Source organism: Chryseobacterium aurantiacum (assembly GCF_003020585.1).
GTDB classification, from domain to species: domain Bacteria; phylum Bacteroidota; class Bacteroidia; order Flavobacteriales; family Weeksellaceae; genus Chryseobacterium; species Chryseobacterium aurantiacum.
The window spans coordinates 610,888-637,649 of the sequence record NZ_PXUE01000001.1; the positions used below are offsets into that span (position 1 = coordinate 610,888).

The 26,762-nt window shown below is 35.6% G+C and carries 26 protein-coding genes and 1 other RNA gene; 14 read left to right on the plus strand and 13 right to left on the minus strand.

Going from position 1 to position 26,762, the window contains the following annotated elements; translation table 11 throughout:
- Nucleotides 1-64: 64 nt before the first annotated feature.
- Both C7D53_RS02770 and C7D53_RS02775 read right to left on the minus strand, forming a co-directional pair.
- Entirely contained in the window at nt 65-868 is an 804-nt protein-coding gene (locus C7D53_RS02770; protein ID WP_106914861.1) for a helix-turn-helix transcriptional regulator, read from the minus strand.
- On the minus strand, nt 865-1,794 hold the full coding sequence (locus C7D53_RS02775) for a helix-turn-helix domain-containing protein (protein ID WP_106914862.1): 930 nt from the start codon (nt 1,792-1,794) through the stop codon (nt 865-867). Before C7D53_RS02775 ends, C7D53_RS02770 begins: the two co-directional genes overlap by 4 nt.
- Before the next feature lie 105 nt (nt 1,795-1,899).
- On the opposite strand from C7D53_RS02775, the gene C7D53_RS02780 reads away from it, so the two are divergent.
- From C7D53_RS02780 to rpoN, 5 genes are all read left to right on the plus strand, one after another.
- Nucleotides 1,900-2,547: a hypothetical protein gene (locus C7D53_RS02780; protein ID WP_106914863.1), complete on the plus strand. Its 648-nt coding sequence runs from the start codon at nt 1,900-1,902 to the stop codon at nt 2,545-2,547.
- A complete protein-coding gene (locus C7D53_RS02785) occupies nt 2,544-3,206 on the plus strand; it encodes an LA_2272 family surface repeat-containing protein (protein ID WP_106914864.1) in 663 nt (220 codons plus the stop codon). Before C7D53_RS02780 ends, C7D53_RS02785 begins: the two co-directional genes overlap by 4 nt.
- An 11-nt stretch (nt 3,207-3,217) precedes the next feature.
- Nucleotides 3,218-3,817, plus strand: coding sequence for a CDP-alcohol phosphatidyltransferase family protein (locus C7D53_RS02790; protein WP_106914865.1), 600 nt, complete (start codon nt 3,218-3,220; stop codon nt 3,815-3,817).
- 111 nt (nt 3,818-3,928) lie between these two features.
- Nucleotides 3,929-5,377, plus strand: a complete 1,449-nt coding sequence (gene asnS / locus C7D53_RS02795) for an asparagine--tRNA ligase (protein ID WP_106914866.1) — start codon at nt 3,929-3,931, stop codon at nt 5,375-5,377.
- 159 nt (nt 5,378-5,536) lie between these two features.
- Nucleotides 5,537-7,000 (plus strand): RNA polymerase factor sigma-54, encoded by a 1,464-nt coding sequence (gene rpoN, locus C7D53_RS02800; protein ID WP_106914867.1) that lies wholly within the window; start codon nt 5,537-5,539, stop codon nt 6,998-7,000.
- Nucleotides 7,001-7,162: 162 nt separating this feature from the next.
- Here rpoN and C7D53_RS02805 read toward each other — a convergent pair whose 3' ends face one another.
- From C7D53_RS02805 to C7D53_RS02815, 3 genes are read right to left on the minus strand one after another with little or no spacing between them, the layout of a single operon-like run.
- On the minus strand, nt 7,163-8,782 hold the full coding sequence (locus tag C7D53_RS02805; RefSeq protein WP_106914868.1) for an AMP-binding protein: 1,620 nt from the start codon (nt 8,780-8,782) through the stop codon (nt 7,163-7,165).
- A gap of 59 nt (nt 8,783-8,841) precedes the next feature.
- Nucleotides 8,842-9,516, minus strand: a complete 675-nt coding sequence (locus tag C7D53_RS02810; protein WP_106914869.1) for a beta-carotene 15,15'-monooxygenase — start codon at nt 9,514-9,516, stop codon at nt 8,842-8,844.
- A complete protein-coding gene (locus C7D53_RS02815; protein ID WP_027374652.1) occupies nt 9,509-10,000 on the minus strand; it encodes an RNA polymerase sigma factor in 492 nt (163 codons plus the stop codon). Before C7D53_RS02815 ends, C7D53_RS02810 begins: the two co-directional genes overlap by 8 nt.
- A 273-nt stretch (nt 10,001-10,273) precedes the next feature.
- Here C7D53_RS02815 and rnpB point away from each other — a divergent pair.
- Nucleotides 10,274-10,597: RNase P RNA component class A (gene rnpB / locus C7D53_RS02820), an RNA gene on the plus strand.
- A 74-nt stretch (nt 10,598-10,671) separates the two neighbouring features.
- Here rnpB and C7D53_RS02825 read toward each other — a convergent pair.
- The 3 genes from C7D53_RS02825 to C7D53_RS02835 all read right to left on the minus strand — a co-directional run bounded on the left by C7D53_RS02825 (nt 10,672) and on the right by C7D53_RS02835 (nt 13,116).
- Complete coding sequence (locus tag C7D53_RS02825; protein ID WP_106914870.1) at nt 10,672-11,487, minus strand: hypothetical protein; 816 nt, start codon at nt 11,485-11,487, stop codon at nt 10,672-10,674.
- Nucleotides 11,488-11,669: 182 nt separating this feature from the next.
- Complete coding sequence (locus tag C7D53_RS02830; protein WP_106914871.1) at nt 11,670-12,542, minus strand: polyphosphate kinase 2 family protein; 873 nt, start codon at nt 12,540-12,542, stop codon at nt 11,670-11,672.
- A 109-nt stretch (nt 12,543-12,651) separates the two neighbouring features.
- Nucleotides 12,652-13,116 carry a DUF1573 domain-containing protein gene (locus C7D53_RS02835; RefSeq protein ID WP_076352624.1) on the minus strand — a complete coding sequence of 155 codons (465 nt, stop codon included), beginning with the start codon at nt 13,114-13,116 and terminating at the stop codon, nt 12,652-12,654.
- Nucleotides 13,117-13,244: 128 nt separating this feature from the next.
- Here C7D53_RS02835 and C7D53_RS02840 point away from each other — a divergent pair, with 128 nt between their 5' ends.
- From C7D53_RS02840 to C7D53_RS02865, 6 genes are all read left to right on the plus strand, one after another.
- Nucleotides 13,245-15,860: a valine--tRNA ligase gene (locus tag C7D53_RS02840; protein ID WP_106914872.1), complete on the plus strand. Its 2,616-nt coding sequence runs from the start codon at nt 13,245-13,247 to the stop codon at nt 15,858-15,860.
- A 91-nt stretch (nt 15,861-15,951) separates the two neighbouring features.
- The gene (locus tag C7D53_RS02845; RefSeq protein WP_106914873.1) at nt 15,952-16,587 is read left to right on the plus strand and encodes a DUF4241 domain-containing protein; all 636 of its coding nucleotides are present in this window, start codon (nt 15,952-15,954) and stop codon (nt 16,585-16,587) included.
- A gap of 67 nt (nt 16,588-16,654) precedes the next feature.
- Nucleotides 16,655-17,545, plus strand: coding sequence for a ribokinase (locus tag C7D53_RS02850; protein ID WP_106914874.1), 891 nt, complete (start codon nt 16,655-16,657; stop codon nt 17,543-17,545).
- Nucleotides 17,546-17,633: 88 nt separating this feature from the next.
- Nucleotides 17,634-18,479 (plus strand): alpha/beta hydrolase family protein, encoded by an 846-nt coding sequence (locus C7D53_RS02855; protein WP_106914875.1) that lies wholly within the window; start codon nt 17,634-17,636, stop codon nt 18,477-18,479.
- Nucleotides 18,476-19,120: an HD domain-containing protein gene (locus tag C7D53_RS02860; RefSeq protein ID WP_106914876.1), complete on the plus strand. Its 645-nt coding sequence runs from the start codon at nt 18,476-18,478 to the stop codon at nt 19,118-19,120. Before C7D53_RS02855 ends, C7D53_RS02860 begins: the two co-directional genes overlap by 4 nt.
- Before the next feature lie 113 nt (nt 19,121-19,233).
- Complete coding sequence (locus tag C7D53_RS02865) at nt 19,234-19,758, plus strand: hypothetical protein (RefSeq protein WP_162926060.1); 525 nt, start codon at nt 19,234-19,236, stop codon at nt 19,756-19,758.
- Nucleotides 19,759-19,820: 62 nt separating this feature from the next.
- Here the strand turns inward: C7D53_RS02865 and C7D53_RS02870 are convergent, their stop codons facing one another.
- From C7D53_RS02870 to C7D53_RS02890, 5 genes are all read right to left on the minus strand, one after another.
- The gene (locus C7D53_RS02870) at nt 19,821-20,051 is read right to left on the minus strand and encodes a hypothetical protein (RefSeq protein ID WP_106914878.1); all 231 of its coding nucleotides are present in this window, start codon (nt 20,049-20,051) and stop codon (nt 19,821-19,823) included.
- Between the two features lie 150 nt (nt 20,052-20,201).
- Nucleotides 20,202-21,092 carry a DUF72 domain-containing protein gene (locus tag C7D53_RS02875; RefSeq protein WP_106914879.1) on the minus strand — a complete coding sequence of 297 codons (891 nt, stop codon included), beginning with the start codon at nt 21,090-21,092 and terminating at the stop codon, nt 20,202-20,204.
- Nucleotides 21,093-21,228: 136 nt separating this feature from the next.
- Nucleotides 21,229-22,887, minus strand: a complete 1,659-nt coding sequence (locus C7D53_RS02880; RefSeq protein WP_106914880.1) for a ribonucleoside-diphosphate reductase subunit alpha — start codon at nt 22,885-22,887, stop codon at nt 21,229-21,231.
- A 56-nt stretch (nt 22,888-22,943) separates the two neighbouring features.
- Nucleotides 22,944-23,234: a hypothetical protein gene (locus C7D53_RS02885; protein ID WP_106914881.1), complete on the minus strand. Its 291-nt coding sequence runs from the start codon at nt 23,232-23,234 to the stop codon at nt 22,944-22,946.
- Between the two features lie 109 nt (nt 23,235-23,343).
- Entirely contained in the window at nt 23,344-24,318 is a 975-nt protein-coding gene (locus C7D53_RS02890; protein WP_106914882.1) for a ribonucleotide-diphosphate reductase subunit beta, read from the minus strand.
- 425 nt (nt 24,319-24,743) lie between these two features.
- Here C7D53_RS02890 and C7D53_RS02895 point away from each other — a divergent pair, with 425 nt between their 5' ends.
- Nucleotides 24,744-25,433: an ABC transporter ATP-binding protein gene (locus tag C7D53_RS02895; RefSeq protein WP_106914883.1), complete on the plus strand. Its 690-nt coding sequence runs from the start codon at nt 24,744-24,746 to the stop codon at nt 25,431-25,433.
- A gap of 90 nt (nt 25,434-25,523) precedes the next feature.
- Complete coding sequence (locus C7D53_RS02900) at nt 25,524-26,753, plus strand: ABC transporter permease (protein ID WP_106914884.1); 1,230 nt, start codon at nt 25,524-25,526, stop codon at nt 26,751-26,753.
- The last annotated feature ends 9 nt before the right edge of the window (nt 26,754-26,762 follow it).

Consider the following 26,762-nt stretch of genomic DNA (forward strand, 5'->3'; position numbering starts at 1 on the left):
TTTAAAAATATTTTAGCAAAAATAAAAAGCAATTATCTTATAAAATAGAACAAAATTAACATCCCTATTTTCTTAGAAGATTTCTGTATTTCAGAGGGGTTACTCCAATATTTTCTTTAAAACAACGAATGAAATGGCTTTGATCTGAAAACCCGCACTCCAGAGCAATATCCGTTAACGAATCCTTTCTGGTTAGGAGTTCCAGTGATTTGTTCAATTTCAGTTTTCTGATATATTCCCCCAAATTACAATGAAAATATTTTTGAAAATCGCGACTTAAATGAATCGGATGAATGTTTAAAGTTGCAGAAAGATCAGTAAGACTTAATTTTTCAGTAAAGCTTTCGTGTAAAATTTCATTGATCAAGCCCACCCATACTGGTTTCCTTTCTGTTTTGTCCTTTTGAATAATGAACTGACTGAATAAATTTAACAGAAGTTGATGAATAGATAGTTCAAAAGCATTATCTCTCTCTTGGTTTTCCCTGAAAATTTTATAAATCAATAATTTTAAAGAAGGGTCCTGTATGTTAAAACTTCCTTCCGTATTATTTTTTTGAAAATCAAACTGATCAAACCATTTTTGCGAAATTTCAATATGAAAACCTCTTGTAAATATATCCGGCTTAATGTTGTAGTGCGGATCTTCCCAGTGATGGTATAGCAAGGTGCCTGCAGAACATTCGTAGCTTTCTTTTTTATTTCCTTCAATCATATTTCCCTGAAGCAAAAAAGTAAAATATGCATTTTCATGATAATGCCAATCTACGTAAGGGTGCGTATATTCAGTATCTGTAATGATTAATCCTTCCAAATTAACAAGCTCATTGGTCTGACCAAAATATTCGCCGTTACGTAAAGTATTCATGATAAATTTTGTTTTAACCGTTCAATCTGTTCATACATTTTATTGAAAAATACTTTCCTTTCACGGTTTCCGGACTCATTTAAAGACTTTGAGTTTTTGATCTGATGTTCAAAATAACTCAGAGAATCTTCACAAGTGAGCTTATCATTAGTCATCATATATCCAAACATGCTGAAAGGAACAAAAAAAGAACATTGCTGCTCATTTTTAAATAAAATACTGTTGTTTAAAATTACTAAATCATTCACATATATCTGAAAATTAGTTTTTTCCAGTGTTTTATTTTCAATCCCTTCCAGTAATTTTTTAAGATCATCCAGAATCAGGCAGGCATCACTTCCTTTTAATAATCCAATTTCGAAATAAAAGGAAATTTGCCTTAAAGCACTCATGATTGTAGTATCATTCCATATTTCTGTCACATTTTGCTTGTCATATAAATCCTTGAGCATTTCATTTTTTACAGAATGATACTCCATGGTAAACTCATGAAAAGGACTTAAAAACTTATCCTGATTTAATAAATTCATCCAGACATAAAACTTAAAGCGGGAAAGAATTGTATCGGAAATAGTATAAAAAAACGGAATATCCTTGGCGGAATAAAATACCTTGGAATCTGTTATATTCTGAAAAACATTTAGAATCTTAAGCGAATTCTCAAAGTAATTTAAAAGGTCTTCTGTGGTTCTTACCGGCTGTGTTCTCTTCACAACCAATTGATTTTCTGTGCCCAGAAACTGGTCCAGCGAAATTTGATAATATCTGGCCAGTTCCAACGCTTCTTCAAAGCTGAATTTTGCTTTCAGAGAAGTCCTACGATGGGCTGCATCATAGCTGATATTGAGAATATTAGCAATCTCATCATTCAAAGACCTGTCCCCGATTTTTCTTCGGATCTCCTTTAATAAAGCTTCCTGATGCATGATTTTGTGATTTTCACAAATGTAGTATTTTTTTTAATTTTTTTTCACATTCGGAATTGGTTATTCTGCGGATAATTTTGAATTATAATTTAAAAATTATGAGTTATGAAAACACGAATAGTAATATTAATGGTTCTTTTTCTTAATAGTTTGATCTATGCATCAGACAGTATAAAGACAGATTCTTTGAAACCCAGATTTATTGGAGCTTCGCCTTCAAAGAATGTGAGAAATGTAAACGGAGTGATGTTTAAGTATTTTGATGAAGACGAAAAGATTATTCCTAAAAAAACGAATGGACTGGGAATGGGGGTTAACCCGGTTGGGCTTTTCTTTCCTGCATTGCTGCTAGTGTATTTACCTGATGCAGGTAAATGGAGCTTAAATAATGATTATGGAATTATCCCTGAGAATAAGATGAACAAAATTAATGGAGTTCAGCTGTCACTCATCAATATGGAGCCTACAGTTACCAATGGTTTGGAGGTGAATGTCTCAAGCAATATAAATACGTATGCCATTACAAATGGGGCTGCTCTTTCTCCTTTTTTCAATTTACATCATGAAATAAAAGGGATTTCTGTGGCTCCATTGGCGAATATAGGCCAGAAATGTAGGGTACTTCAGATTGGGCTTTACAACAGCTGCAAAGATTTTCGAGGGATACAGATTGGAGCATGGAATGAAAACGGGAAAAGAAAACTTCCTTTAATCAACTGGAATTTTAAAAAACAAGAAAAGAAAAACTTATGAAAACAATATCACTAATTATAGGCTTCTTTTTATGGCAAGGAGCGCTATACGGACAGGACTCTCTGTCGGTTGTAAAGAATAAAATAATTTCACTAACCCCTTTGAGCGGAAAAGTAAAAGAAGTAAACGGAATCGCCATAGGATTAGGAGGGAGTTTATTAGATAATCATGCAAGAAGTACTCAGAAAATTAATGGTTTTAATCTTGAGCCAAATCCCTTGGGAATTTTGATCTGGATGTTTAAAGACCCAAGCAAGCAAAGAGATGATGGTGTTTCCCTCATCGTAAACGGGCTTACAATTTCTAGTGCAGGATATGATAAAAAAGTAATTCATCATGGTGTATCTATTTCCCTTTACAATTATGGACAAAAAGTAAGTGGGGTTTCAGTAGCGGGCTGGATGAATTTCATAGACAAAGGAAACGGAGTTCTGATTTCTGTAATAGGAAATGATGTAGTGGCAATGAAAGGTTTAAGTATATCAGGTTTTAATGCTTCTGAAAAGGCGCAAGGGGTACAGATAGGGCTTAGTAACTATTCAAACGAAATGAAAGGTGTTCAGATTGGTATTCTTAACAGATCTAAAAAAATCAAGGGGCTTCAAATAGGAATATGGAACAAAAATCATAAGAGAAGTTTACCCCTCATTAATTTTTAAAAAAATATAAAATGAAAAATATTCCTTATTTATTGATTCTATCCCGTTTTATTACTGCTTTTGTAATTCTGTATCTGGGATATTATATGGGAGAATCAGCCCGCAAGTATATTCTGATTTTGATGTACTTTGGTTTGTTAACCGATATTTTTGATGGAATTATTGCCCGAAAAACAGGCGTTTCTTCAGAAAAACTGAGGCGGTTAGACAGTCAGACAGATCTTATTTTCTGGTTGTCTCTGGGATTTGCTTCCTATTTGTTGAATCCTGAGCTGATCAGTAATGAATGGAAAGGTATTCTGCTGATCTTTATCATGGAGGCTTTATGTTACATCATCAGTATCTGGAAGTTTGGAAAGGAAACCTGTACTCATGCTTTTTTAGCAAAAATGTGGGGATTAAGTCTGCTGTTGGCATTTACCTACCTCATAGGTTTTCAGGAAGCAGGATGGACCTTCAGTCTTGCAGTCATTCTGGGGTTAATTTCTCACATTGATGTTATCCTCATTATTTTGTTTCTTCCACAATGGCAATATGATGTGCCCAGCTGCTATCATGCCCTGAAAATCAGGAACGGAAAACAGAGAAAAAAGTCTATTTTCTTTAACTAATGGGTTAAATAATTGATAAATGATTTTTAAAGAGGGCGCAATCATCAAGTTGCGCCGTTTTTTTGTAACTTTGCAAACATTAATTTTTATACGAAAATTTATTATCAACAAATGAAAAAGCAAACGATCAAAGAAATCCTAAAGGATTACAAGAAAGTATTACATCATGACATTACAGTTTACGGATGGGTTAGATCATTCCGTGCAAATCGCTTTATAGCCCTTAATGATGGATCTACTATTAATAATTTGCAAATAGTTGTTGATTTCGAAAATTTTGATGAAGAAATCATCAAGAATATTAGTACAGCTTCTTCCCTTAAAGTAGTTGGTGAAGTGGTAGAAAGTCAGGGAGCAGGACAGTCTGTAGAAATTGTTGCTAAAAAGATCATTGTTTTAGGAGATAACTTTACAGAAGAACTTCAAAGTACCATTCTTCAGCCTAAAAAACATAGCCTGGAGAAGCTTCGTGAGCAGGCACACTTAAGATTCAGAACCAATCTTTTTGGAGCTGTTTTCAGAGTACGTCACGCTGTCAGCTTTGCTGTTCATTCATTCTTTAACAAAAACCAATTCTTCTATATTAACACACCCGTAATTACAGGGGCAGATGCAGAAGGAGCAGGTGAAATGTTTGGAGTAACAAACTTTGACCTGAACAATATGCCAAGAACTGAAGAAGGTGAAATTGATTTTGCACAGGATTTCTTCGGAAAAAAGACTAACCTTACCGTTTCAGGACAGCTTGAAGGAGAAACTGCAGCAATGGGACTAGGAAGAATTTATACTTTCGGACCAACTTTCCGTGCTGAAAATTCAAACACAACAAGACACCTTGCTGAGTTCTGGATGATTGAACCGGAAGTGGCATTCAACAACCTTGAAGATAACATCGACCTGGCGGAAGATTTCCTAAAATATGTAATCCAGTATGTATTGGATAACTGTAAAGACGATCTTGAATTCCTGGACAAGCGTTTTGAAGAAGAACAAAAGACAAAACCAGAAAAGGAAAGAGCAAAAGAAGGACTTATCGAAAAACTTGAAAACGTAATTGCTAAGCGTTTCAAGCGTGTAAGTTATACAGAAGCTATTGAGATTTTATTGAACTCAAAAGAAAACAAAAAAGGAAAATTTGCTTATCCGGTGGAGAGCTGGGGAGCAGATCTTCAGTCTGAGCACGAAAGATACCTAGTAGAGAAACATTTTGAGTGTCCGGTTGTATTGTTCGATTATCCAAAGGAAATTAAGGCTTTCTATATGAAGCTGAACGAAGACAATAAAACCGTTGCCGCTATGGATGTTCTTTTCCCTGGTATTGGTGAGATCATCGGTGGATCAGAAAGAGAAGCAAGATTAGATGTTTTAAAACAGAAAATGGCAGATATGCATGTAGATGAGCACGAACTTTGGTGGTACCTTGATACCAGAAAATTCGGTTCTGTACCTCATGCAGGTTTCGGTTTAGGATTGGAAAGACTGGTTCTTTTCGTAACAGGAATGACCAACATCAGAGATGTGATTCCTTTCCCAAGAACGCCGAAAAGCGCTGAATTCTAGAGATATAAAAAAAAGCCTTAACATCTGTTTAAGGCTTTTTTTATTTTTCTATAGTTTATTATGTAGAGAGTATAATGCAAAAATCATGCTAAATGCATTTTTTATCAAATAAATTTATTAAATTCGTAGAATATGTTATGTTAAAACGTAAATACGAATATGCTTAAACAACACTTACAACTCAAATTAGGACAGAAGCTGGCCCCTCAGCAGATCCAGTTGATGAAGCTTATTCAGCTTCATACTCTTGAATTTGAAGAGGAGTTGGAGAGAGAGTTAGAAGAGAACCCTGCTTTGGAAATTGCAAAGGAGGATTCTAAGGAAGATGAATATTCTTCCCTGGAAGACGCTTATCAGGATGAGGGTACAGAAAGCATTGAAACAGACTTCGACGTTAATGAATATCTTTACGACGACGAACCTAGCTATAAAACCGCATCCAGCAACTACTCTCCGGATGATGAAGAATTTGACAACGAAAGCCTTTTAACAGAAGGACAGTCATTATATGATTATCTGATGGAACAGATTCACCTGGTAAATATCAGTGATGAAGACCTGAAGATTGCAGAATATCTAATCGGAAACTTAGATACAGACGGATATTTGAGAAGAGAGATTAAATCTATTGTGGATGATCTAGCTTTCTCACAAGGAATCTATACTACAAAAGAAAAGGTAGAAGACATTTTGGAAAACTATGTTCAAAAGTTGGATCCATCCGGTGTAGGAGCAAGAGGACTTCAGGAATGTTTATTATTACAGATTGAAAAGAAAGTAAGCTCAGATAAAGCTGTTTCTTTGGCAGCTAGTATTTTGAGACATCAATTTGATGCGCTTACCAATAAGCATTACAACAAGATTATCCAGAAGTACGATATTGAAGAAGATGATCTGAAAGATGCATTGGATGAAATTTCTAAACTATCGCCAAAAGTTGGAGGAAACTTTGATACACAAACCATCACGATCAACCAGGAAATTATTCCGGACTTTGTGATTCAGGTGAAAGATGGATTGGTAATTCCTATGCTTAACAGTAAGAATGCGCCTACGTTAAGGGTTTCTGAGGAATATAAAGATATTCTTACCACTTACTCACACGATAAAAAATCTTCTGAGCATAAGCAGGCCGCTTTATTCATCAAGCAAAAACTGGATGCTGCCAAATGGTATATTGATGCCATTAATCAGCGTCAGAATACGCTGTTGCAAACTATAACGGCTATTGTTAAGTTCCAGAAAGATTATTTCATTACCGGGGACGAAAAATCTCTGAAACCAATGATCTTGAAAGATGTTGCAGACATTACTGGGTTTGATATCTCTACCATTTCAAGGGTGGTGAAAAGTAAATATGCAGACACCCCTAATGGAATTGTCTACCTTAAGGATCTATTCTCAGACAGCTTAACGAATGATGATGGTGAAGAAGTTTCTACTAAAGAAATTAAAACTCATCTTCAGGAAGTCATTGATAAAGAAAATAAGAGAAAACCTCTGACAGATGATGCCTTAGTGGTGATTCTAAAAGAACAGGGATATAATATTGCCAGAAGAACGATTGCAAAATATCGTGAGCAGCTCAATATTCCGGTTGCCAGATTAAGAAAAGAACTTTAAATAATAAAAAAAGCATTTCAATTGAAATGCTTTTTTTGTTTTTATACAAAATCATAAAAAATAGGTAAAAACCATCTGATCAATCACTTTTATATTAGATTCCGATTAAAAGGAATTAAGTGTTTCAAAAGAAATATGACTTTGTGGTTGGGATATTACCGATTAAACTTTAGTTCCCAATCCTAGTTCTTTCATAGAAATTTCCCGCATTTCTACCTTTCTTATTTTTCCTGAAATGGTCATCGGGAACTCATCCACAAACTTCCAATACTTCGGAACTTTATAATGAGCAATTCTTCCTTTGCAGTAGTCTTTCAGTTCCTCTTCTGTAATAGAGAACCCTTTTCTTACTTTTACCCATGCCATTACCTCCTCTCCAAATTTTTCACTGGGAACTCCAATAATCTGAACATCTAAAATATGGGTATAGGTGTATAAAAAGTCTTCAATTTCTTTTGGAGAGATATTTTCTCCTCCCCGAATAATAAGATCCTTGATTCTTCCGGAAATCGTAATATACCCATCCTTATCCATTACAGCCATATCTCCGGTATGCATCCAGCGGGCATCATCCAGTACCTTTTTTGTGTTTTCAGGATCATTCCAGTATTTTAGCATGACTGAGTAGCCTCTTGTACAAAGCTCACCATGTTCACCCCGTTGTAGCACTTTTCCATTTTCATCAATGATCTTTATTTCAAGATGGTCCTGAACAGTTCCTACAGTGCTGACCTGTTTTTCCAAGGAAGTACCAATTAAAGTCTGTGTGGAAACAGGAGACGTTTCTGTCATTCCATAACAGATGCTCATTTCTTTAATATTCATCAGGCTTTCCACTTTTTTCATGATTTCTGGAGGGCACACTGAGCCTGCCATCACACCAGTTCTTAGACTTGAAAAATCGTAGGTGTCAAAATCTTTTACTGCAAGTTCAGCAATGAACATGGTAGGAACTCCATATAATGAAGTACATTTTTCATCAGAAACAGCCTTTAAAGTAATGTCTGGATCAAAGCTGTCATTAGGAATAACCATGCAGGCACCATGAGTGGTACAGCAGATATTTCCAATCACCATTCCAAAGCAGTGATAAAATGGTACAGGTATGCAGACACGGTCTTTTTCCGTATACTTTAATCTTATACCGATAAAATAACCATTGTTTAAAATATTGTGATGGGAAAGTGTTACTCCTTTGGGAAAGCCGGTTGTTCCTGAAGTATATTGAATATTCACTGCATCATCGAATTGTACATGTTCTTCGAAGCTATGCAGGACTTCATCCGAAATATCCTGTCCGTTATTGACAAAGTCTTCCCAGTTATCATCAAAGAAAATTTCATGTTCAAGGGTAGGGCACACCTCCTTGGCGTATTCTACCATTTCCTTGTAATTACTGCTTTTAAAATGTAAGGAAGAGAAAATGAAACGTACTTCAGACTGATTCAGGACATAAGTTAGCTCATGAGTTCTGTATGCCGGATTGATATTAACCAAAATAGTTCCGATTCTGGCCGTTGCATATTGTAAAAGAACCCATTCATAACGATTGGAAGACCATATCCCAATTCGGTCACCAGATTTTGCACCTAAAAATAAAAGGGCTTTTGCAATGGCAGTCGTTTGGTTGTAAAATTCTTGATAAGTAGCTCTGTAGCCCTGATGAACACAGACAAGTGCTTCCTGATTGGGGTATTTTTCGACAGTACTTTTAAGGTTTCCTCCAATAGTCTGTCCTAATAATGGAACCTCAGAAGTTCCATACACATAAGATAAAGGCATAGTATAAGATTTGGTTAAATAAAATTAACAATTATATCTTGAACTATAGCCTATGGATATTAATTTTCCTGGGAATCTATTTCTTTAAGCTGCTTCAGGTTTTTATCAAGTTTTTTAATGATACTTCCATATACCAATCTATAGTAAAACCAAATCATGGAAACAGCCAGTAATGTACTGATGGTAATGCCAACAATAATGATGGTAAGATTAGAATTCGTAGGCTGTATATTTTGAGAGCTCAGTGTATAAAATATAAAAGCAGTCAATACAAAAGTAAACGCAATCAGCAATACAATACTGATAAGAATAAAGGCATTTACCGTTTTTTTGAAACTAATAATTCTGGTAATAAGTCCTTTAAGATTTTCTTCAATCTTTATTTTTCGGTAATTCTGGTAGAATTTTAAGACAAAGTAAGCCGTAATCAATAAGCTCAACACTTTTATAGCTAAATAAACGTGGCCAAAGTTATTCTCAACTTCAGGTGCCTCCTGAGCCCCTAATCTTTCCAGCATTTTGCGGAAACTATCAGATTCTTCCTCCTGAAAGAAGTAGAATAAGCCCAAAACAGAAAAGAACAAAAATTCTACAACACTGATCCAGAAAATATACTTTACATAATTGCGTGACTTTCTATTCAGCATCTGAAGAATCTCACTGTTGTCATATTTTGGCTGTACAGGTTGTTCCTGCCATGTTTTCTTAAAGCTATCTAAATCAAATTCAGGCATATTTTTCCATCTGTTCTTTAAGGGTTTTCTTTAATCTGTTCATTTTCACACGTGCATTAACTTCAGTGATTCCGAGGTTTTCTGCAATATCCTTGTAAGGCAGATCGTCAAGATACATCATGACAATGGCTCTCTCTATATTCGGAAGAGTCTTGATCACAGTATACAAAAGCGATATCTGTTGTTGTTTCTCATCATCATCTTCCACAAAATCTTTGTGGTTGATATCCAGTTCATTGGTAGGAAGGCTTTTGCTTTTTTTTCTAAAAAGAGTAATGGCGGTATTAAGCGCTACACGGTACATCCATGTGGAAATCTTTGAATTTCCTTTAAAAGAATCATAACTTCTCCAAAGTTGCAGGACGATCTCCTGAAAAAGATCCTCCTCATCTTCCAGGGAATTGGTATATAAGCGCGATACTTTGATAATCAGGCCTTGATTATCTTTGATAAGTTGCGCAAATTCTTTTTCTCTGGAATTCATAGATGTATAATGGCACGAAGATAACAATAATGTAGTAATTGATGAAGAATAATAATTCCAAAATCACGAAAAGGTAAAATCACGAAATATAAATAAACAATAATGTTGAAAATAAAGTAGTTAATGAAAGAATATAAGTCTGCTGATTTTATCAATATCATGCAAATTGTTGGGAATCAGATAGGTTCAATAAAAAAGTTTTTCTCACCCCAATCCCTTTGCTGTTTCATCTTTTCACCCTTTTACCACGAAATTTATGTATCTTTGCGCCCACGAGAAAATCGGCTTGTTGATTCCTGTTTCGGCAGGGGTAGGAAAGTCCGGACACCATAGAGCAGCAAAGCGGATAACATCCGTCACCCGTGAGGGTAGGACAAGTGCAACAGAAAGCAGGTACAGTTCGGCTGTAGTGAAACCAGGTAAACTCTTTGCGGTGCAATGGTAAGTATATCGGTTCTTTTCAGCAATGGAAATAGGGGCGGCTCGTCCTGAAAACCGAGGGGTAATCAGCTCAAGTTTTGCAGCAATGTAAAGCGTAGATAAATAACAAGCACTTCTTCGGAAGTACAAAATCCGGCTTATAGATTTTCTCGTTTTTTCTTATTTCAAATAATTAATGTAATAAAAGGACTGGCATTAATTTAGTACTTACCCTGTATTTTGTGAAACCCTTATAAACTACTCGCCTTGATTATGAGATTTCCTTTCGCATCTTTTTGTGGATAAATTCCCTTTTCAATTTTTTTAGCTATATCACACCAATTGTTTACTATGTCATAAGGTAAATTGGGATTGTTGAAGCGATTACAGTAATTATTCATTTCTTCTACCAAATCTGTATTTTCAAATAATTCACTGGTATAAATATGAAATGTGTCTGACTTATAACTTTGAAATGTTTCTATTTCATTTTCTGGTATAATAAAATAATAAATCATTATATCAGGTAAATCATATGATATGTAAAGTGCTGACCTTCGAATTATATAACATATTTTATAGCCGTATTTTCTGTTTAACTCTTCTTCTAAAAGTAAAAACTTATAACCTGTTTGAAGCACATTCCCATAATGTTTTCTGTTGAGTTCAAGAGCATCAGTCTTTTCCTTATATTTCTTTTTGTCATAACCAATTTCTTTTTCTTTCAACTTGGCTTTAAGTAATCGCCTTATTCCGCTTACCTGTCTGTCTATGTAAGTGCCTGACCAATATATTGAAGCCAAGAAGTTTATATTTTCTGCAAACGTACAGAATAAAAAGTCCTCATTTTCAATTTGATGTTTTAATCTTCCAAAATCAAGATACGATGAATATCCATTTAGTGGTTCATCATAAGCCATTGTCATATAATATGGATGGCCAATTATTTTATGATATCTATTATAAAAATTTTCTGTTGAAAATCTTTCAGCGTCTTCGATGTATTGAAAAAACTTATTTACATTTTCTAGGAAAAACGTTTTATAGAAAGTCTCTTTTGAAATCATTTTGTGTTTTTTTAAGGTAATGGGTACTGTCTATTTATCATTTTTAGATTGTTACAATCCCAATTATTATTTTATTAGCTTATTTTCTGAGTTTTTACTGCTATTATGATTTTAAAATGAAAAAACTTGTCAATTTCAATTCACGAAAGTATTTCAATCATAATTATTTTTTTAATCTTACTCTATTTTTCACTCAATAATTGCTGTTTAGCCTTTTGAAGGTCCTCTTTGTCTTTTTCTGAAAGCTTTGGATATTTCAGGTTCATTTTCTCCAAAGTGTCAATAATGATCTGAACAGCAGCTACTCTTGCAAACCATTTATTGTCCGCAGGAAGCACATACCATGGAGCATGATCTTTGGAAGTTTCGTTAATAGCTGTTTCATAAGCTTCCATATATTGGCTGAATAAAGCCCTTTCAGGAAGATCAGCAGCAGAGAATTTCCAGTTTTTTTCCTGTTCATTAATTCTGTCTAGCAGTCTTTTCTTTTGTTCGTCCTTGGATACATTCAGGAATATTTTGATAATGGTTGTTCCATTCTGAGCAAGATGTTTTTCGAAATTTCGGATACTTTCATAGCGGTTTTCCCAAAATTTATCGTCAAAATCCTTTACTGAGGACCATGTTTTTTCACTTAAATTATATTCAGGATGAACCTTGCAGACCAAAACACTTTCGTAGTGGGAACGGTTAAAGATTCCGATCATTCCTTTTTGAGGCAATGCCAGATAATGCCTCCACAAAAAATCATGAGAATATTCTTTAGAACTCGGTGTCTTAAAGCTGGTAACATTACATCCCTGCGGATTTACTCCTCCAAAAACATGTTCTATCATGCTGTCTTTTCCCGCAGCATCCATTGCCTGAAGTACAACCAGAAGAGATTGGCTACCATCCGCATAAAGTCTTTCCTGCAACTCACGAAGCTTTTCTTTTTCCTGAATCAATAATTGAGTTCCCTCTTCTTTAGTGAGCTTTCCCTGATAGGATGTTGATGCTTTTTTTATTGAGAATTTTCCGTTTACTTTAAAATCATCTGAGAAATTGGTGTCCATATTTTGTTTAATATTAAAAGATTGTTGTATGTCTCTGATCTACTCTTACATAAATGTAATAAAAAAACCGCCTCAGTGGAGGCGGTTTCTTTATTTTTTTAAGTAGAGCTTACTTTGCAGCAGTTTTTTTAGCTAGTTTAGCAGCTTTCTTCTCAGCTTTAGCAGCTTCTTTCTGCTCTGCAGGAGTCAATACTTTTGGCTCAGGAGCATTAGCATCTACGTTACCTTTAATATAGATTACGCTTCTGCTGTTTGCAGGGTCGTTAGAAAAAACTTCGATCATTTTGTTGAAACCTCCTGTAAGGGCAGTGTTGTATCCAACCTTGATCTTAGCAGATTTTCCTGGCATGATCGGGTCTTGGCTGAATTCAGGAGTTGTACATCCACAAGATGGTTTTACATTTGAAATAATCAAAGGCTTGTCACCAGTATTGGTTACTGTGAAAAATCTTGTACCGTCAGAGCTAGGCTTAATAGTACCATAGTCGAAAGTAGTTTTATCAAATGTAATAGTTTGTGCAGATGCAAGAGCAAATGTTCCGAATAATGCAATTCCTGCGATTAATTTCTTCATATTCTTGAATGTTAATATGTTTGTTAGATAAATTTTGTGAAACAAAGTTAAAAATTATTTTAATTCATGCTTAAAAATTTTTTTCTTTAGACTATTTTTGCAAATTGCAAGCCAAAGAAATAGAATTTATGCAGATTTCAGAAAAGTACAATCCACAGGAAACAGAACAAAAATGGTACAATTACTGGTTGGAAAACAAGTATTTCCACTCAGAGCCTAATGACAAACCACCATATACCATTGTTATCCCTCCGCCAAACGTTACGGGGATACTACACATGGGGCATATGTTGAACAATACCATTCAAGATGTTCTGGTCCGTCGTGCAAGAATGCGCGGGTTTAATGCTTGTTGGATTCCGGGAACAGATCACGCTTCAATTGCTACCGAAGCTAAAGTTGTTGCTAAATTGAAGTCTGAAGGGGTCAATAAGTCAGATATTACTCGTGAACAGTTCCTTGAGCACGCTTGGGAATGGACGAATAAATATGGAGGAACTATCCTTGAGCAGCTTAAAAAATTAGGTTGTTCTTGTGATTGGGACAGAACCCGTTTTACGATGGAGGAAAAGCTTTCTCAACAGGTTATCAAAAGCTTTGTAGATCTTTACAATAAAGGATTAATCTACAGAGGCTACAGAATGGTAAACTGGGATCCGGAAGCGAAGACCAATATTTCAGATGAAGAGGTAATATTTAAAGAGCAGAACGGAAAATTATATTTCCTTAAATATAAAATTGAAGGATCTGAAGAGTTTCTTTCAGTTGCTACAACACGTCCTGAAACAATTTTCGGGGATACTGCGGTATGTATCAATCCTAATGATGAAAGATATGCCCACCTAAAAGGTAAAAACGTAATTGTACCTATCGTAGATAGAGTAATTCCTATTATTGAAGACGAATATGTGGACATTGAGTTCGGAACAGGTGCCTTGAAAATTACTCCGGCGCATGATATCAATGACTATGAAATCGGGCAAAAGCACCAGTTGAAAATGATTGATGCTTTAGATGATGACGGAAACCTTAACGAGCATGGTCTACATTATGCAGGGAAAAACAGATTTGAGGTAAGAAAGCAAATCGCAAAAGAATTAGAAGAAAAAGATCTTTTACTAAAAGCAGAAGATTATGTAAATAAAGTAGGAACTTCCGAAAGAACCGGAGCTGTTATTGAACCAAAGGTTTCAGTACAGTGGTTCCTTAAGATGTCTGAAATTGCTAAACCTGCATTGGATGTAGTAATGGATGATGAGGTGAAGTTCTATCCTGAGAAGTTTAAAAATACCTACAAACACTGGATGGAAAACATCCGTGACTGGAATATTTCCCGTCAGCTTTGGTGGGGACAGCAGATTCCTGCATACTATTATGGTACAGGAGATGAGGATTTTGTAGTTGCCGAAACTAAGGAAGAAGCTTTAGTATTAGCAAAACAAAAAACAGGAAATCAGGATTTAACAACAGAAAGCCTTAGACAGGATGACGATGCACTGGATACCTGGTTCTCATCTTGGTTGTGGCCAATGTCTGTATTTGATGGATTACTTGATCCTGAAAATAAAGATATCAACTATTACTATCCTACATCTGACCTGGTTACAGGTCCGGACATTATTTTCTTCTGGGTAGCGAGAATGATCATGGCCGGATTGGAATACAGAAAAGAGGTTCCGTTTAAAAATGTTTACTTTACAGGAATTGTAAGAGATAAGCAGAGAAGAAAGATGTCAAAATCTTTAGGAAACTCTCCGGATCCACTTGAATTGATGGATAAATATGGTGCAGATGGTGTTCGTGTAGGGATTCTATTGAGTTCAGCTGCAGGAAACGACCTTCTTTTTGATGAAGATTTAATGCTTCAGGGAAGAAACTTCATGACGAAAATCTGGAGTGCTTTCCGTTTGATCAACATGTGGAACCATGAAGATAAGCCGGCAATTGCTACAGATCACCAGGCTATCGAATGGTTTGAAAACAAATTAAACAAAACAATTGTTGAGATCAATGATCAATTCGAGAAATTCAGAATTTCAGATGCACTTCATTTGATTTATAAATTAATTTGGGATGATTTTTGTGGTTGGTATCTTGAAGCAATCAAGCCAAACTATGGAGAGGGAATTTCTAAGGAGGTTTATGACAGAACGATTATTTTCTTTGAAGAATTGATGAAATTACTTCATCCGTTTATGCCTTTCCAATCGGAAGAAATTTGGCATTTAATTTCAGAGAGAAGTATTGATGATGCTCTTGTTATTGCCCAGCAGAAAAATGCAGATGAGTTCAGCGAAGAAGTAATTAAGAACTTTGAAATTTCAAAAGAATTGATCTCCGGAGTTAGAAACTATCGTCAGACCAAAGGAATTTCACCAAGAGAAGCAGTAGAGGTATTTACAAACGCTGCAGAATTTGCCAATGAAGCAATCGTAAGAAAACTGGCGAACGTTTCTGAAATTAACTTCGGGCAAAAAACAGATAAGCCAAGCTTTACTTTCCTGGTAGGAGCTACTGAGGTTTCTATTCCTTTAAGTGAAAACTTAGACTTAGGAGAAGAAAAAACAAAAACTGAAGAAGAATTAAAGTACTTAAAAGGATTCCTTATTTCAGTAGAAAAGAAACTTTCCAACGAAAAGTTTGTTGCCAATGCAAAACCAGAAGTTGTAGACGTTGAACGTAAAAAACAAAAAGATGCTATTGACAAGATTGCGATCTTGGAAGAGAAGCTGAAAAGTTTGTAAATTTAAAATAGAGACAACACGTTGTCTTAATATCAGGCTGGGTACAGATGAAAACTTGTATCCAGCCTGATGGTTTAAGAAAAGATATAAAATGACACATATAGAAAACATTAAAAAACTATTTTCGAAGGACTTCGTAGAAAGCCCTTTGTTAGAAAGTTTTGAGGTAGGAAAAATCTATCTTTCCAGTGGAAAGCTAGTAGCCTGTGATCCGTTAATTACGAATGATATGCTCCCTTTTTCTACAGTTTTTCCGAAAGGAGAATTCTCGGTAATGCTTCATAAAGAAAGAGAAAGCAACTGTGTTGCTTATGCAGAAATCGTATTCGGTAATGACGAAATTACAGACTGGAAGCTTGCCACTACAGCAGGGCAAAATATCAAAGAACTCGCAAAAGAAGAGGTTTTTGGATATCCTGTAGAAAGTGGAATGGGATGTTTTATGGATGTAGATACCCAAAATAGCCTTAATGATCTGGAGCAAAAGCTATATCATAACAAAGGCGCAGATTTTATGGGAATCTATGAAGAATTTTTCCATGAATATTTCTTTGATGAAAACGGTGCCATAGATCAATATGCATTTTTGAAACCATCAGCTGCTCATCCCGGAACTATATTCGCTTTTGAGACCGGTTATGGAGAAGGTTTCTATGCCAGCTATATTGCTTATAGTAAAGATCAATCGCCGGTGAAAATTATTACTGAATTTATTGAAATAAGTTAAATAAAAATTAGTTACTTTTGGCATGAAATTTCGTCTGTTATAAATTTTAAAACTAATATAAAACACAATGAATTTCTCATCAGATCAACCCCAAATTATTGTTGTAGGAAGTTCCTCAATAGATCTTGTTTTAGAAACCGATAAACTCCCTTTGCCTAATGAAACAGTTCTGGCTGTGAATTCAGAAAGTTATTTTGGAGGAAAAGGTGCTAATCAGGCAGTAGGTACCGCAAGATTGGGAGCGAGTGTTTACTTTATAGGTTGTGTAGGAATGGATCCTCTGGGACAGCAAATCATGAGAAATCTGGTAAGCGAAAGCGTGAATGTAGGTTTTGTGCATGAAACAGATAAAGAATCTACAGGTACTGCTTATGTAACGACTTCTGAGGGTAATGCGGCTATTGTAGTAGTGCCTGCAGCTAATAAATATCTTAATACATCCCATATTGACGAGGCAGACCGGTATTTTCATACTTCTGATCTTGTCCTTGTGCAGCTTGAAGTTTCTATGGAAGTAGTAGAGTATACCGTAAGAAAAGCAAAGAAATATGGTAAAAAAGTAGGGTTGTATGCTTCTCCTGCCATGAGGGTAAGTGATGAAATTCTGGAAGCAGTAGATTTTATCGTAACCAAAAGTAGTGAACTTTATATCATTTTTGGTGAAGAACAGAGAGAAGAGGTACTGAAGAAATACTTTAATAAGGTTTTTGTAAGGGATGATTCCAATTCTACCATTTACTTTGATGGAACAGAAATGAAATACTACAGAAACGATAAAGATAAAACTGTTTATAAGATGGGAATGGGAGATGCATTTACATCAGGTTTTGCCATCGCATTTTGTCATGGAAATTCCATTGAAGAATGCGTGAAATTTGGAAATGAGGTTTCTTCAAGAGTTTCTGAAGGTAAAGGATCTCAGACAGGATTGCCAAGAAGATCAGATTTTATGTCCTAAAGCTATTTGCGACATATCAAAACTTAGAAACTTAACATAAAAATATATTGAAAATGTCCACTTTTATAGTGGATTTTTTCTTTTATCTATGGAAAAACTAATACTTACCACAAAAGACCATGCTTCTCTAGCTATACATCTTTTTCAACCCGAAAAAAATAATGGAAAACTGCTGTTGATTAACTCTGCTACTGGTGTGAAACAACAGGTGTATTTTTCATTTGCCAATTATTTTTCTGAGCAGGGTTTTACAGTAATAACCTACGATTATACCGGAATCGGACTTTCTAAGCCAAAGAATATGAAAGGCTTTCATAGTTCTATGAGAGTTTGGGGATCACGGGATTATAAAACATTAACTGAGTACATCAAAACCGAGTTTTCTGATTATAGAAAATATTGTCTGGGCCATTCTGTGGGCGCCTTGATTTTAGGAATGAATGATGATTCTGAAATGTTTGAAGAATTTGTTTTTGTAGGAACTCAAAATGCTTTTGTTGGTAATCTAAAGTTGAAAACCAAAATCGAAGCCTATTTGGGATTTGGAATTGTTCAGCCTGTAACCACTTCGTTATTAGGTTATTTTCCTGCAAATTGGTTTGGACTTGGAGAAAGTCTTCCAAAAAATTGCGCATATGACTGGAGAACCTTAATTTTAAATAAGAAATCTACCAACCGATTGTTGGAAAAGATTGATGATTATTCTAAAAAATTAACACAAAAAGTCTTTGTAATTCGTGCGGAGGATGATGTCTGGCTGACAGAAAAGGGAGTATTAAGCTTATTGAATACAACCTATCCCAACCTTAAACCAACCTACAGACTTGTAAAAACCTCCGAATCTGAGAAAAAAGAAATAGGACACATTAATTTTTTTAGAAGTTACAATCATAAACTTTGGGATATTATTTTAAATGAACTGATAGATAAATGAAAAGTACGATTGACAACACCGTAGAATTTGTAAAGGAAAAACTAGAAGGAGCCGAAGCAGGACACGATTGGTTTCACATCGAAAGAGTCTGGAAACTGGCTAAAAAAATAGCAGAAACAGAAAATTGTAATCAGGAAGTTGTAGAGTTATCTGCACTACTGCATGATATTGCTGATCCTAAATTCCATAATGGGGATGAAACCCTTGCCCCCAAAATATCAAGAGCGTTTTTGGAGCAGCAGAATGTTCCTGATGAAACTATTGAAAAAGTTTTATATGTAATTGAAAATATTTCCTTTAAAAATAGAGGAGATGCCCCTGAAAATCCATCTTTGGAGTTGCAGATTGTACAGGATGCAGACCGTATTGATGCCATTGGGGCTATTGGAATTGCCAGAACGTTCAATTTTGGAGGATTTAAAAATAATCCAATGTATGACCCTGAAGTTGAGCCGAAGCTAGGCATGTCTAAAGAAGAGTATAAGAAGTCTAATGGAACAACCGTGAATCATTTTTATGAAAAACTATTGCTTCTAAAGGACCTTATGAATACTGAAAAAGGGAAAAAAATGGCTGAAGAAAGACATAATTATATGCTGAATTTCCTTGATCAGTTTTATAAAGAGTGGAATGTGGATTAACATTCTCTGAAAAATTCTGAAATCAGTATCTTTGCAGTATGGTATTTTTCATTCTTGTTATCTTTTGGGCTTGTATCCTTTCCTTGATTTTGTATAAAATAAAATCAGGAAGAATGGCAAAATGGGCAAGGTTGTTCCGTATTGTAACGGTGGTTTCGTCCATCTCTGTTTTTACCTATTGGTTTATCAAAAAAAGTGCTGTAGCATTTGTAGATAACTCCGTAGGGCTGCAGGTAATTAATAAACTTCCACAAACTCTGGATTTTTATCTGATCAATGTAAATAAGATTGACAAAAACATCTCGCTGGAACCAAAGCACATCGGAAAAGTACGCCCGGAATATTATAGGGTAGAATACCTGAAGATGGATAAGTCTGACGAGTACTGGATTGTGGGTTATCTTGGTAAAAAGAATCTGGTATATTTTTCCCAGCATTCTGTTCCTAATAAGAATATAGATCAGATTGTGGAGGTACAAAATTACATTAACCAAAGCATGAAGCTTTCTGATGCAGCAAAAAAGCAGGTTGATGCCTACAATTATGAGAACACTAAGCTAGGAATTTGGATTTCATTAGATTTTCTGCTTTTATTCCTTAATCTCGTATTGCTTTTGAAGAAAAATAAAAATAAATAGTTGATAGGTAATGAGTAACGTGAAAAATCACTCATTACCTGTTAATTATTAAGGGTTGCTCATTAAGGGTAGTCTAAGATTTGCATAACCTGTTCCTTAAATTCTTCCGGACAGCCCTTCACAATCTTGTCTTTGTTTTGTTTACTGATTTCTTTAGGTCTCAGCCATTCTGTTTTATTGGAGCTTAAACTGTGATTATCATATATTCTTTTGATGGTATGATCCTCATAAAAGATATATTCATCGCCAAGCCAGTTGCTTGCAACACTGATTTTACAAATTTCCTTGTCCATGATCAAATTTTTTTAAGTACATCCTATTTGTGAAATATGATGTACTCTAATGTATAAATTTTTCAGATATGAAAAGGTCTTTATTGCTGTTACAGGCGTAAATTAAAATGAGTCTATTTAAATTTTAAACTGTTCAATAATTGCTTTTTACTAAAAAAGAGTACCTGTGCTTTCAGTGGCCATTTGTGGAATATGAATATCGGTTTTCCATTCTTCATTCAATTTTTTGATGAAGTAGGCAGACAGAAGAGGTGAAGCCTTTTCAATATTTTGATGCACAAAAAAATAAAGATTTTGAAGACCGTCCTTTTTCCATTGGCTAAGATGTTTTAACCAGTCATCCAACCTTTCATAGTCACTTTCTGCATTGGCTCCTACATAACGGATGAATGCGTTGGGTGTTGTAAGGCGCATATGAAGCATATCTCTTCTTCCGGCAGTATCTACGATGATATTGGTGATGTTGTGGGCTTCAAAGAGCTCGCAGGTTGTATTAAGGATTTCCTCGTCAGTAAACCATTCTGTATTTCTAAGCTCTATTGCTAAAGGAACTTCTTTGGGCCATTCTTTTACAAATTTTTCCAGTCTGTCATAATCTTTAGGTTTAAAGTTATCATGAAGCTGAAGAAAGGCCATTCCCAGTTTTTCTTCAAAATTGATAACTGCTGAGGCAAAATGAGTCACCGGATCTGTAACGTCAATCAGTCTTCTGAAATGGGAAACAGTATTGGTGATCTTCGGAAAGAATTTGAAGTTGTCCGGAGTTTTTTCTTTCCATGTTTTTACCTGATCCGGCGTGGGCATTCCGTAAAAGGTTGCATTTAATTCAATGGAGTTAAATTGTGTGGCATAATATGTAAGCTCATCCTTGGTTCCTTTGGGATAGAATCCTTTAAGATCTGTTTTGTTCCATTTGGCACATCCGATGGAAATGTTTTCCAGTCCTTTTTTATTAAGGCTTAAAATTTCCTTGGTTCTGGAGTGATCTTTTGGAAGGGTGAAGTCTATTTTTGATGGGTCTTCTACTTGTCCGAATTTCATATTAAGCTGTTTTAATTTTTAAAATTAAGCATTTTTTTTCAGTGGATTCCCTGTAATACTATGGAATATTTTGAATAACGACAAAAGCACACCTTTCGGCGTGCTTTTGTAAATATAGCGTGTTTATTACTTGATCTTATGCTTCACAGCTTGAGCATGATACGAAGTTCACCATCATTTCTTTTGAAACGGAAGAACTTCTCTGGTAGTAAAGTGTTTTTACTCCTTTTTTCCAAGCCTCAATGTATAGGTAGTTTACATCTTTTACAGGCATTGTGGAAGGAATCTGAAGGTTCAAAGATTGAGCCTGATCAATGTATTGCTGTCTCTGTGCTGCCTGGGAAATAACTTCCATAGGCGAGATTTCCTTGAATGTTTTGAATACTGCCTTTTCTTCAGGAGTAAGCTCATTCAGGTGCTGTACAGAACCGTGGTTCAACATGATTGTTCTCCATGTTTCTTCGTTATCCAGTCCTTTTTCTTTCAATAATTTTGCCAGGTATTTGTTCTTACGCATAAAGTTTCCTTTAGCAAGACCTGCTTTATAATAGTTAGAAGAGAAAGGTTCAATTCCCGGAGAAGTTTGCCCTAAGATTGCAGAACTTGAAGTGGTAGGAGCAATAGCCATTGTAGTGGTATTTCTTAATCCGTATCCTTTCAATACTTCTGGTTCTCCATAGATGTTGGCAAGCTCTCTTGAAGCCTGCTCAGCCTGTTCTTTGATATGTCTGAATGCTCTCGCGTTGAACTGAGTAGCCTCAAAGCTTTCAAACGGGATCATATTTTTCTGTAAATAAGAATGGTATCCTAGAACTCCTAATCCTAGCGCTCTGTGACGCATAGCAAAAGTTCTGGCTCCTTGTAGATAGTAGTTTCCTTCAGTTTTATCAATAAATTCAGATAAAACAGCATCAAGGAAGTATACTGCTAATTTCACGGCATCAGTATCTTTCCACTCATCGTACAATTCAAGGTTCATAGAAGACAGACAGCAGATGAAAGATTCTTCCATTGTAGATGGAAGCATGATTTCAGAACAAAGGTTACTAGCGTTTACCGTCATTCCTAAATCTTTATAAACCTGAGGCTTATTTCTGTTAACGTTGTCTGTGAAGAAAATGTACGGAAGACCTTTTTGCTGACGGCTTTCCAATACTCTTGCCCAAACTTTACGTTTTTCCATATCGCCGTCAATCATATCCTGCATCCAGTAGTCTGGTACACAAACTCCGGTAAACAGGTTTTGAATCGGGCTACCGATATCTTTAATTGATAAAAATTCTTCAATATCTCCGTGATCAATGTCTAGATACGCAGCAAAGGCTCCTCTTCTTACGCCTCCCTGTGAAACAACATCCATAGCAGTATCGAAAAGCTTCATGAATGAAACTGCTCCTGAAGACTTTCCGTTATCAGTTACAGCTGTTCCTCTGTTTCTCAATTCTCCAAAATATCCTGAAGTACCTCCTCCGATTTTGGTTTGCATGATGACCTCACCCATTTTGTGGGTAATCCCTTCAATGCTGTCCGGAATGTGAGCGTTGAAACATGAGATAGGAAGACCTCTTTCTGTTCCCATATTAGCCCATACAGGAGAAGAGAAACTGATCCATCCTTTAGTGATCATTTCTTTGAATGCCGCCTGAAGTTCCGGTTTGTATAATCTTTTTGCAGCCGCAGTAGTAATTCTGTCGATAGCTCCGTCTACTGTTTCACCTTTCAACAGATATCCTCTGTTCAGCATTTGCTCAGACTCTTCATTGAGCCACCATATATTTGAATTTTGCTCTTCCATAGATGTTATATTTTCGAATTCCGGAATGAGGGTATCACTCCGGAATTTTGTTTTTTTTATATTATTGGTTGTAAAAATTCTACTTTGTGAGAACCGTTCAGTCCACTTTCATCTCTTAATCTCTGAAATTCCTTAAAAGATGGAACATTCAAAACTTCATGCTGAACTTCTTCATTGCTGTAGTTTGAATAATGTACAAAAGTAACGCCGTCTTCCTTTACATACACCTTGTATTCAAATGTGGACTGATCCAAATTCTTGAAGTCATCCAAAAATGTTTGAATATTGGCTTTATTTGCAGGAACAAATTCAGGGTTTACGGTGTAGCTTACGATTACATTAATCATCTTTTATATTTGTGCTTATTAAGTCAATTGTGATTTTGTTTTAAAGTATTATGAATGGTATCATCCTAATACGATTTGCTTTGACGCTCGCTTCGCTCGCTCTTTTACATTAAAACAAGTCGTTTGCTGTAATACTCTTGTCGTGTTTTGTATAGTCTACTGGTCTTTTTGCAAAGAAATCATCTAATGAATTGGCAAAAACTTCCTCTTCGAACCATACCATTGGTCTGTATTGTTCCGGAGTGATGTTGTATCTTGTTTTCATGTTGATTTTCTTCAAGCTGTCATCTACACGGTACTTCATGAAGTTCAACAGATCTTCTTTAGATACATTGTCTATTTCACCTAATTCAAAGATCCAGCTAAGGATATCTCCTTCTCTTGCGATAGATTCGTCAACAAGGGTGTATATATCTTCAAGGTCGCTGTCTGTTAACAGATCCGGTTGTTCTTCACGGATTTTGTTGATTAGATAGATTCCTGCATTAGCGTGAATCTGCTCATCTACGGAAGTCCATGCAATGATGTTGGAAACATTCTTCATAAATCCTTTAAATCTTGTGAAAGAAAGGATAATGGCAAATTGAGAGAAAAGAGAAACATTTTCTACTAAAATACTGAACAGCAATAATGCTGAAACATATTCTTTAGGAGTTGCAGAATTGGCATGTTTTAAGGCATTTCCAAGAAACTCTATTCTACCTTTTACAGCAGGGATTTCAATTACGTTAAGGAACTCATCATTATATCCTAATACCTCTAATAAACGAGAATATGCTTCAGAATGGCGAAACTCGCATTCTGCAAAAGTAGATCCTAATCCATTGAATTCCGGCTTTGGAAGGTGGTTATATAAATTCCCCCAGAATGTCTTTACAGACACCTCGATCTGTGCAATGGCCAAAAGCGCATTTTTCACAGCATGCTTTTCATGTGGTTCTAACTGCGAATGAAAATCCTGAACATCTGCAGTAAAGTCCACTTCCGAATGTACCCAGAACGATTTGTTGATGGCTTCTACAAATTGAAGAACCTCCGGGTATTCAAATGGCTTATAACTTACTCTTTTATCAAAAATTCCCATATTAAATATCTTTATAATTAAAATAATTTAGATCTCTGTGGATAACGTTCAGGAAATACCTAACTTTTTGTTTTTCTGCTTATTGTGAATAAAAGTTATTCACGGGGGCAATTCAATATTTCTTGTAAAGAACTAAGTACAAAGTTCGAAAAAAAGAACTGATTTTGAAAGGGGTAAATACTAATAGGCTGACTTTTAGCTGTAAAAGTTTTCCACATTTACATGAAACGGGCACGGATAATAGCTTAGACAGGTATACGGGGGGTAAATAGATGGAAAACTAGAGTTACAGTTAAACGGTTTTCTATAATTTGTTTTAAATAAAGGGTTAATCTATTAAACAAAAAAATATTTGAATAAATTTTCATTCTTGTAACAATTTGAAAATATCATCTACTTATTGGGTATAAAACATAGATCACTTAATGTTAGTAATTCAGGATTTACACAAGTCATACGATACAGGGAAAAGCAAACTTCATGTTCTGAAAGGGATTAATCTGAATATTTCAGAGGGCGAGTTTGTTTCTATCATGGGAAGTTCCGGTTCCGGAAAGTCCACTCTTCTTAATATTATTGGTATTCTGGATGAAAAAGGTTCAGGAACCTATGAATTGGATGGAGTTCCTATAGAACACTTATCTGAGGTAAAAGCAGCAGAGTACAGGAGTAAGTTTTTAGGGTTTATTTTCCAGTCTTTTAACCTAATCAGTTATAAAACGGCTTTGGAAAATGTAGCACTTCCCCTATACTACCAGAATGTACCGAGAAAAGAACGTAATCAGAAAGCAATGGAATATCTGGAAAAAGTAGGACTTGCACAATGGGCGAATCACCTTCCAAGTGAACTTTCCGGAGGACAGAAACAGAGAGTAGCTATTGCAAGAGCTTTGATTACCAATCCGAAAGTAGTGCTGGCAGATGAACCTACCGGTGCACTGGATTCAAAAACTACGCATGATATTATGAAGCTTCTTCAGGATATTAACAATGAGGGAAAAACAATTATTGTTGTAACCCACGAACCTGATGTGGCAGCACAGACCAAGAGAAATGTAGTTCTGAAAGATGGTATCATTGAAAGTGATGAGTTTATTAAGCAGATTGTGCTGTAAGTTAATTTGAGAATCTGAAAAATGAGATAATTTGAAAATTGAACAGCAAACTTGCTGAACAATTTTTTCAATCTTTTAATATCAATAAAAATGTTTGACTTAGATCGTTGGCAGGAAATATTCAGTTCTATCCGCAGTAATGTACTTCGGACGGTGCTTTCGGGATTTACAGTGGCTTTGGGGCTGTTTATCTTCATCGTGCTTTTTGGAATTGGAAAAGGACTTCAAAATGCCTTTTCAGAAGGATTTTCCGGAGACGCGAAAAACCTGATTACTATTTCTACAGGAAAGACAACTTTGGCTTATAAAGGACTGCAGTCTGAGCGAAATGTTACAATGAATAATGAGGATTACGACTTTCTAATCAATGCAGAGAAAAAAAATGTAGGAGCTTCCAGTCCCAGATATAACGCAAGTTTAATGGTGAAATATGGAAAAGAAAGCGGAATCTATCAGATACACGGTGCAGAACCCGGGGAGCAGGTGATTGAAAACAGAAAAATGATAGACGGACGTTATATCACACCAAGAGATTTGAACGGAAAGCAGAATGTTGCCGTGATTGGTAGAATGGTCCAGAGGGATTTAATTAAAAATGGAAGTCCCATAGGAAAAGATCTGGATATCAACGGCACCATGTTTAAGGTTATCGGAGTGTTTTCAGATGATGGGGGAGACTGGGATGAAAGACATATTACAGTTCCCATAACCACTTTGCAGCAAATGAAAAAAGGGTCTGATACTGTAAATATAGCCTACATCTCCTATAGTGACAAGCTTACTCCACAGGAAGCAATCAAATATGGAGACGAGTTAAAAGATAAATTAAAATCGAGAAAAAATGTCTCTCCGGACGATGAAAATGGTGTTCGTATCTGGAACAATGCCAAGAACATGAATGATACCTTTACCTTTATGGCCGTTCTTACAGCTATTGTTGGATTTATCGGTATGGGAACCCTACTGGCGGGAATTATCGGGATCAGTAACATCATGGTGTATATTGTAAAAGAAAGAACTAAAGAAATAGGAGTACGAAAAGCCATTGGAGCAAAACCAAAAGGAATTGTTGCCTTAATTGTTCAGGAAAGTGTCGTCATTACAGTAGTTTCAGGATTTGTCGGAGTGGGAGTAGGAGTTTTAACCCTAAGTCTTATTGGTGACAGCCTTGAGGAATTTTTCATAAAAAGTCCAAGCGTAGGGTGGGCAACCATCTTTACAGCATTCATTGCATTGGTCTTTTCCGGATTGATTGCAGGATTTGTTCCGGCATACAGAGCATCAAGAATTAAACCAATTGAAGCACTGAGGACAGAGTAACATATTGAA

Bases quoted from the DNA above. Each gene is read 5' to 3' on its own strand.
- C7D53_RS02840 (WP_106914872.1), top strand. From the start codon at position 13,245: ATGCAGATTTCAGAAAAGTACAATCCACAGGAAACAGAACAAAAATGG.
- C7D53_RS02860 (WP_106914876.1), top strand. From the start codon at position 18,476: ATGAAAAGTACGATTGACAACACCGTAGAATTTGTAAAGGAAAAACTA.
- C7D53_RS02885 (WP_106914881.1), bottom strand. From the start codon at position 23,234: ATGATTAATGTAATCGTAAGCTACACCGTAAACCCTGAATTTGTTCCT.
- C7D53_RS02815 (WP_027374652.1), bottom strand. From the start codon at position 10,000: ATGAATTCCAGAGAAAAAGAATTTGCGCAACTTATCAAAGATAATCAA.
- C7D53_RS02825 (WP_106914870.1), bottom strand. From the start codon at position 11,487: ATGATTTCAAAAGAGACTTTCTATAAAACGTTTTTCCTAGAAAATGTA.
- C7D53_RS02855 (WP_106914875.1), top strand. From the start codon at position 17,634: ATGGAAAAACTAATACTTACCACAAAAGACCATGCTTCTCTAGCTATA.
- C7D53_RS02790 (WP_106914865.1), top strand. From the start codon at position 3,218: ATGAAAAATATTCCTTATTTATTGATTCTATCCCGTTTTATTACTGCT.
- C7D53_RS02780 (WP_106914863.1), top strand. From the start codon at position 1,900: ATGAAAACACGAATAGTAATATTAATGGTTCTTTTTCTTAATAGTTTG.
- C7D53_RS02810 (WP_106914869.1), bottom strand. From the start codon at position 9,516: ATGCCTGAATTTGATTTAGATAGCTTTAAGAAAACATGGCAGGAACAA.
- C7D53_RS02875 (WP_106914879.1), bottom strand. From the start codon at position 21,092: ATGAAATTCGGACAAGTAGAAGACCCATCAAAAATAGACTTCACCCTT.
- C7D53_RS02900 (WP_106914884.1), top strand. From the start codon at position 25,524: ATGTTTGACTTAGATCGTTGGCAGGAAATATTCAGTTCTATCCGCAGT.
- C7D53_RS02880 (WP_106914880.1), bottom strand. From the start codon at position 22,887: ATGGAAGAGCAAAATTCAAATATATGGTGGCTCAATGAAGAGTCTGAG.
- C7D53_RS02835 (WP_076352624.1), bottom strand. From the start codon at position 13,116: ATGAAGAAATTAATCGCAGGAATTGCATTATTCGGAACATTTGCTCTT.
- C7D53_RS02890 (WP_106914882.1), bottom strand. From the start codon at position 24,318: ATGGGAATTTTTGATAAAAGAGTAAGTTATAAGCCATTTGAATACCCG.
- rpoN (WP_106914867.1), top strand. From the start codon at position 5,537: ATGCTTAAACAACACTTACAACTCAAATTAGGACAGAAGCTGGCCCCT.
- C7D53_RS02895 (WP_106914883.1), top strand. From the start codon at position 24,744: ATGTTAGTAATTCAGGATTTACACAAGTCATACGATACAGGGAAAAGC.
- C7D53_RS02870 (WP_106914878.1), bottom strand. From the start codon at position 20,051: ATGGACAAGGAAATTTGTAAAATCAGTGTTGCAAGCAACTGGCTTGGC.
- C7D53_RS02785 (WP_106914864.1), top strand. From the start codon at position 2,544: ATGAAAACAATATCACTAATTATAGGCTTCTTTTTATGGCAAGGAGCG.
- C7D53_RS02845 (WP_106914873.1), top strand. From the start codon at position 15,952: ATGACACATATAGAAAACATTAAAAAACTATTTTCGAAGGACTTCGTA.
- C7D53_RS02865 (WP_162926060.1), top strand. From the start codon at position 19,234: ATGGCAAAATGGGCAAGGTTGTTCCGTATTGTAACGGTGGTTTCGTCC.
- C7D53_RS02850 (WP_106914874.1), top strand. From the start codon at position 16,655: ATGAATTTCTCATCAGATCAACCCCAAATTATTGTTGTAGGAAGTTCC.
- C7D53_RS02775 (WP_106914862.1), bottom strand. From the start codon at position 1,794: ATGCATCAGGAAGCTTTATTAAAGGAGATCCGAAGAAAAATCGGGGAC.
- asnS (WP_106914866.1), top strand. From the start codon at position 3,929: ATGAAAAAGCAAACGATCAAAGAAATCCTAAAGGATTACAAGAAAGTA.
- C7D53_RS02805 (WP_106914868.1), bottom strand. From the start codon at position 8,782: ATGCCTTTATCTTATGTGTATGGAACTTCTGAGGTTCCATTATTAGGA.
- C7D53_RS02830 (WP_106914871.1), bottom strand. From the start codon at position 12,542: ATGGACACCAATTTCTCAGATGATTTTAAAGTAAACGGAAAATTCTCA.
- C7D53_RS02770 (WP_106914861.1), bottom strand. From the start codon at position 868: ATGAATACTTTACGTAACGGCGAATATTTTGGTCAGACCAATGAGCTT.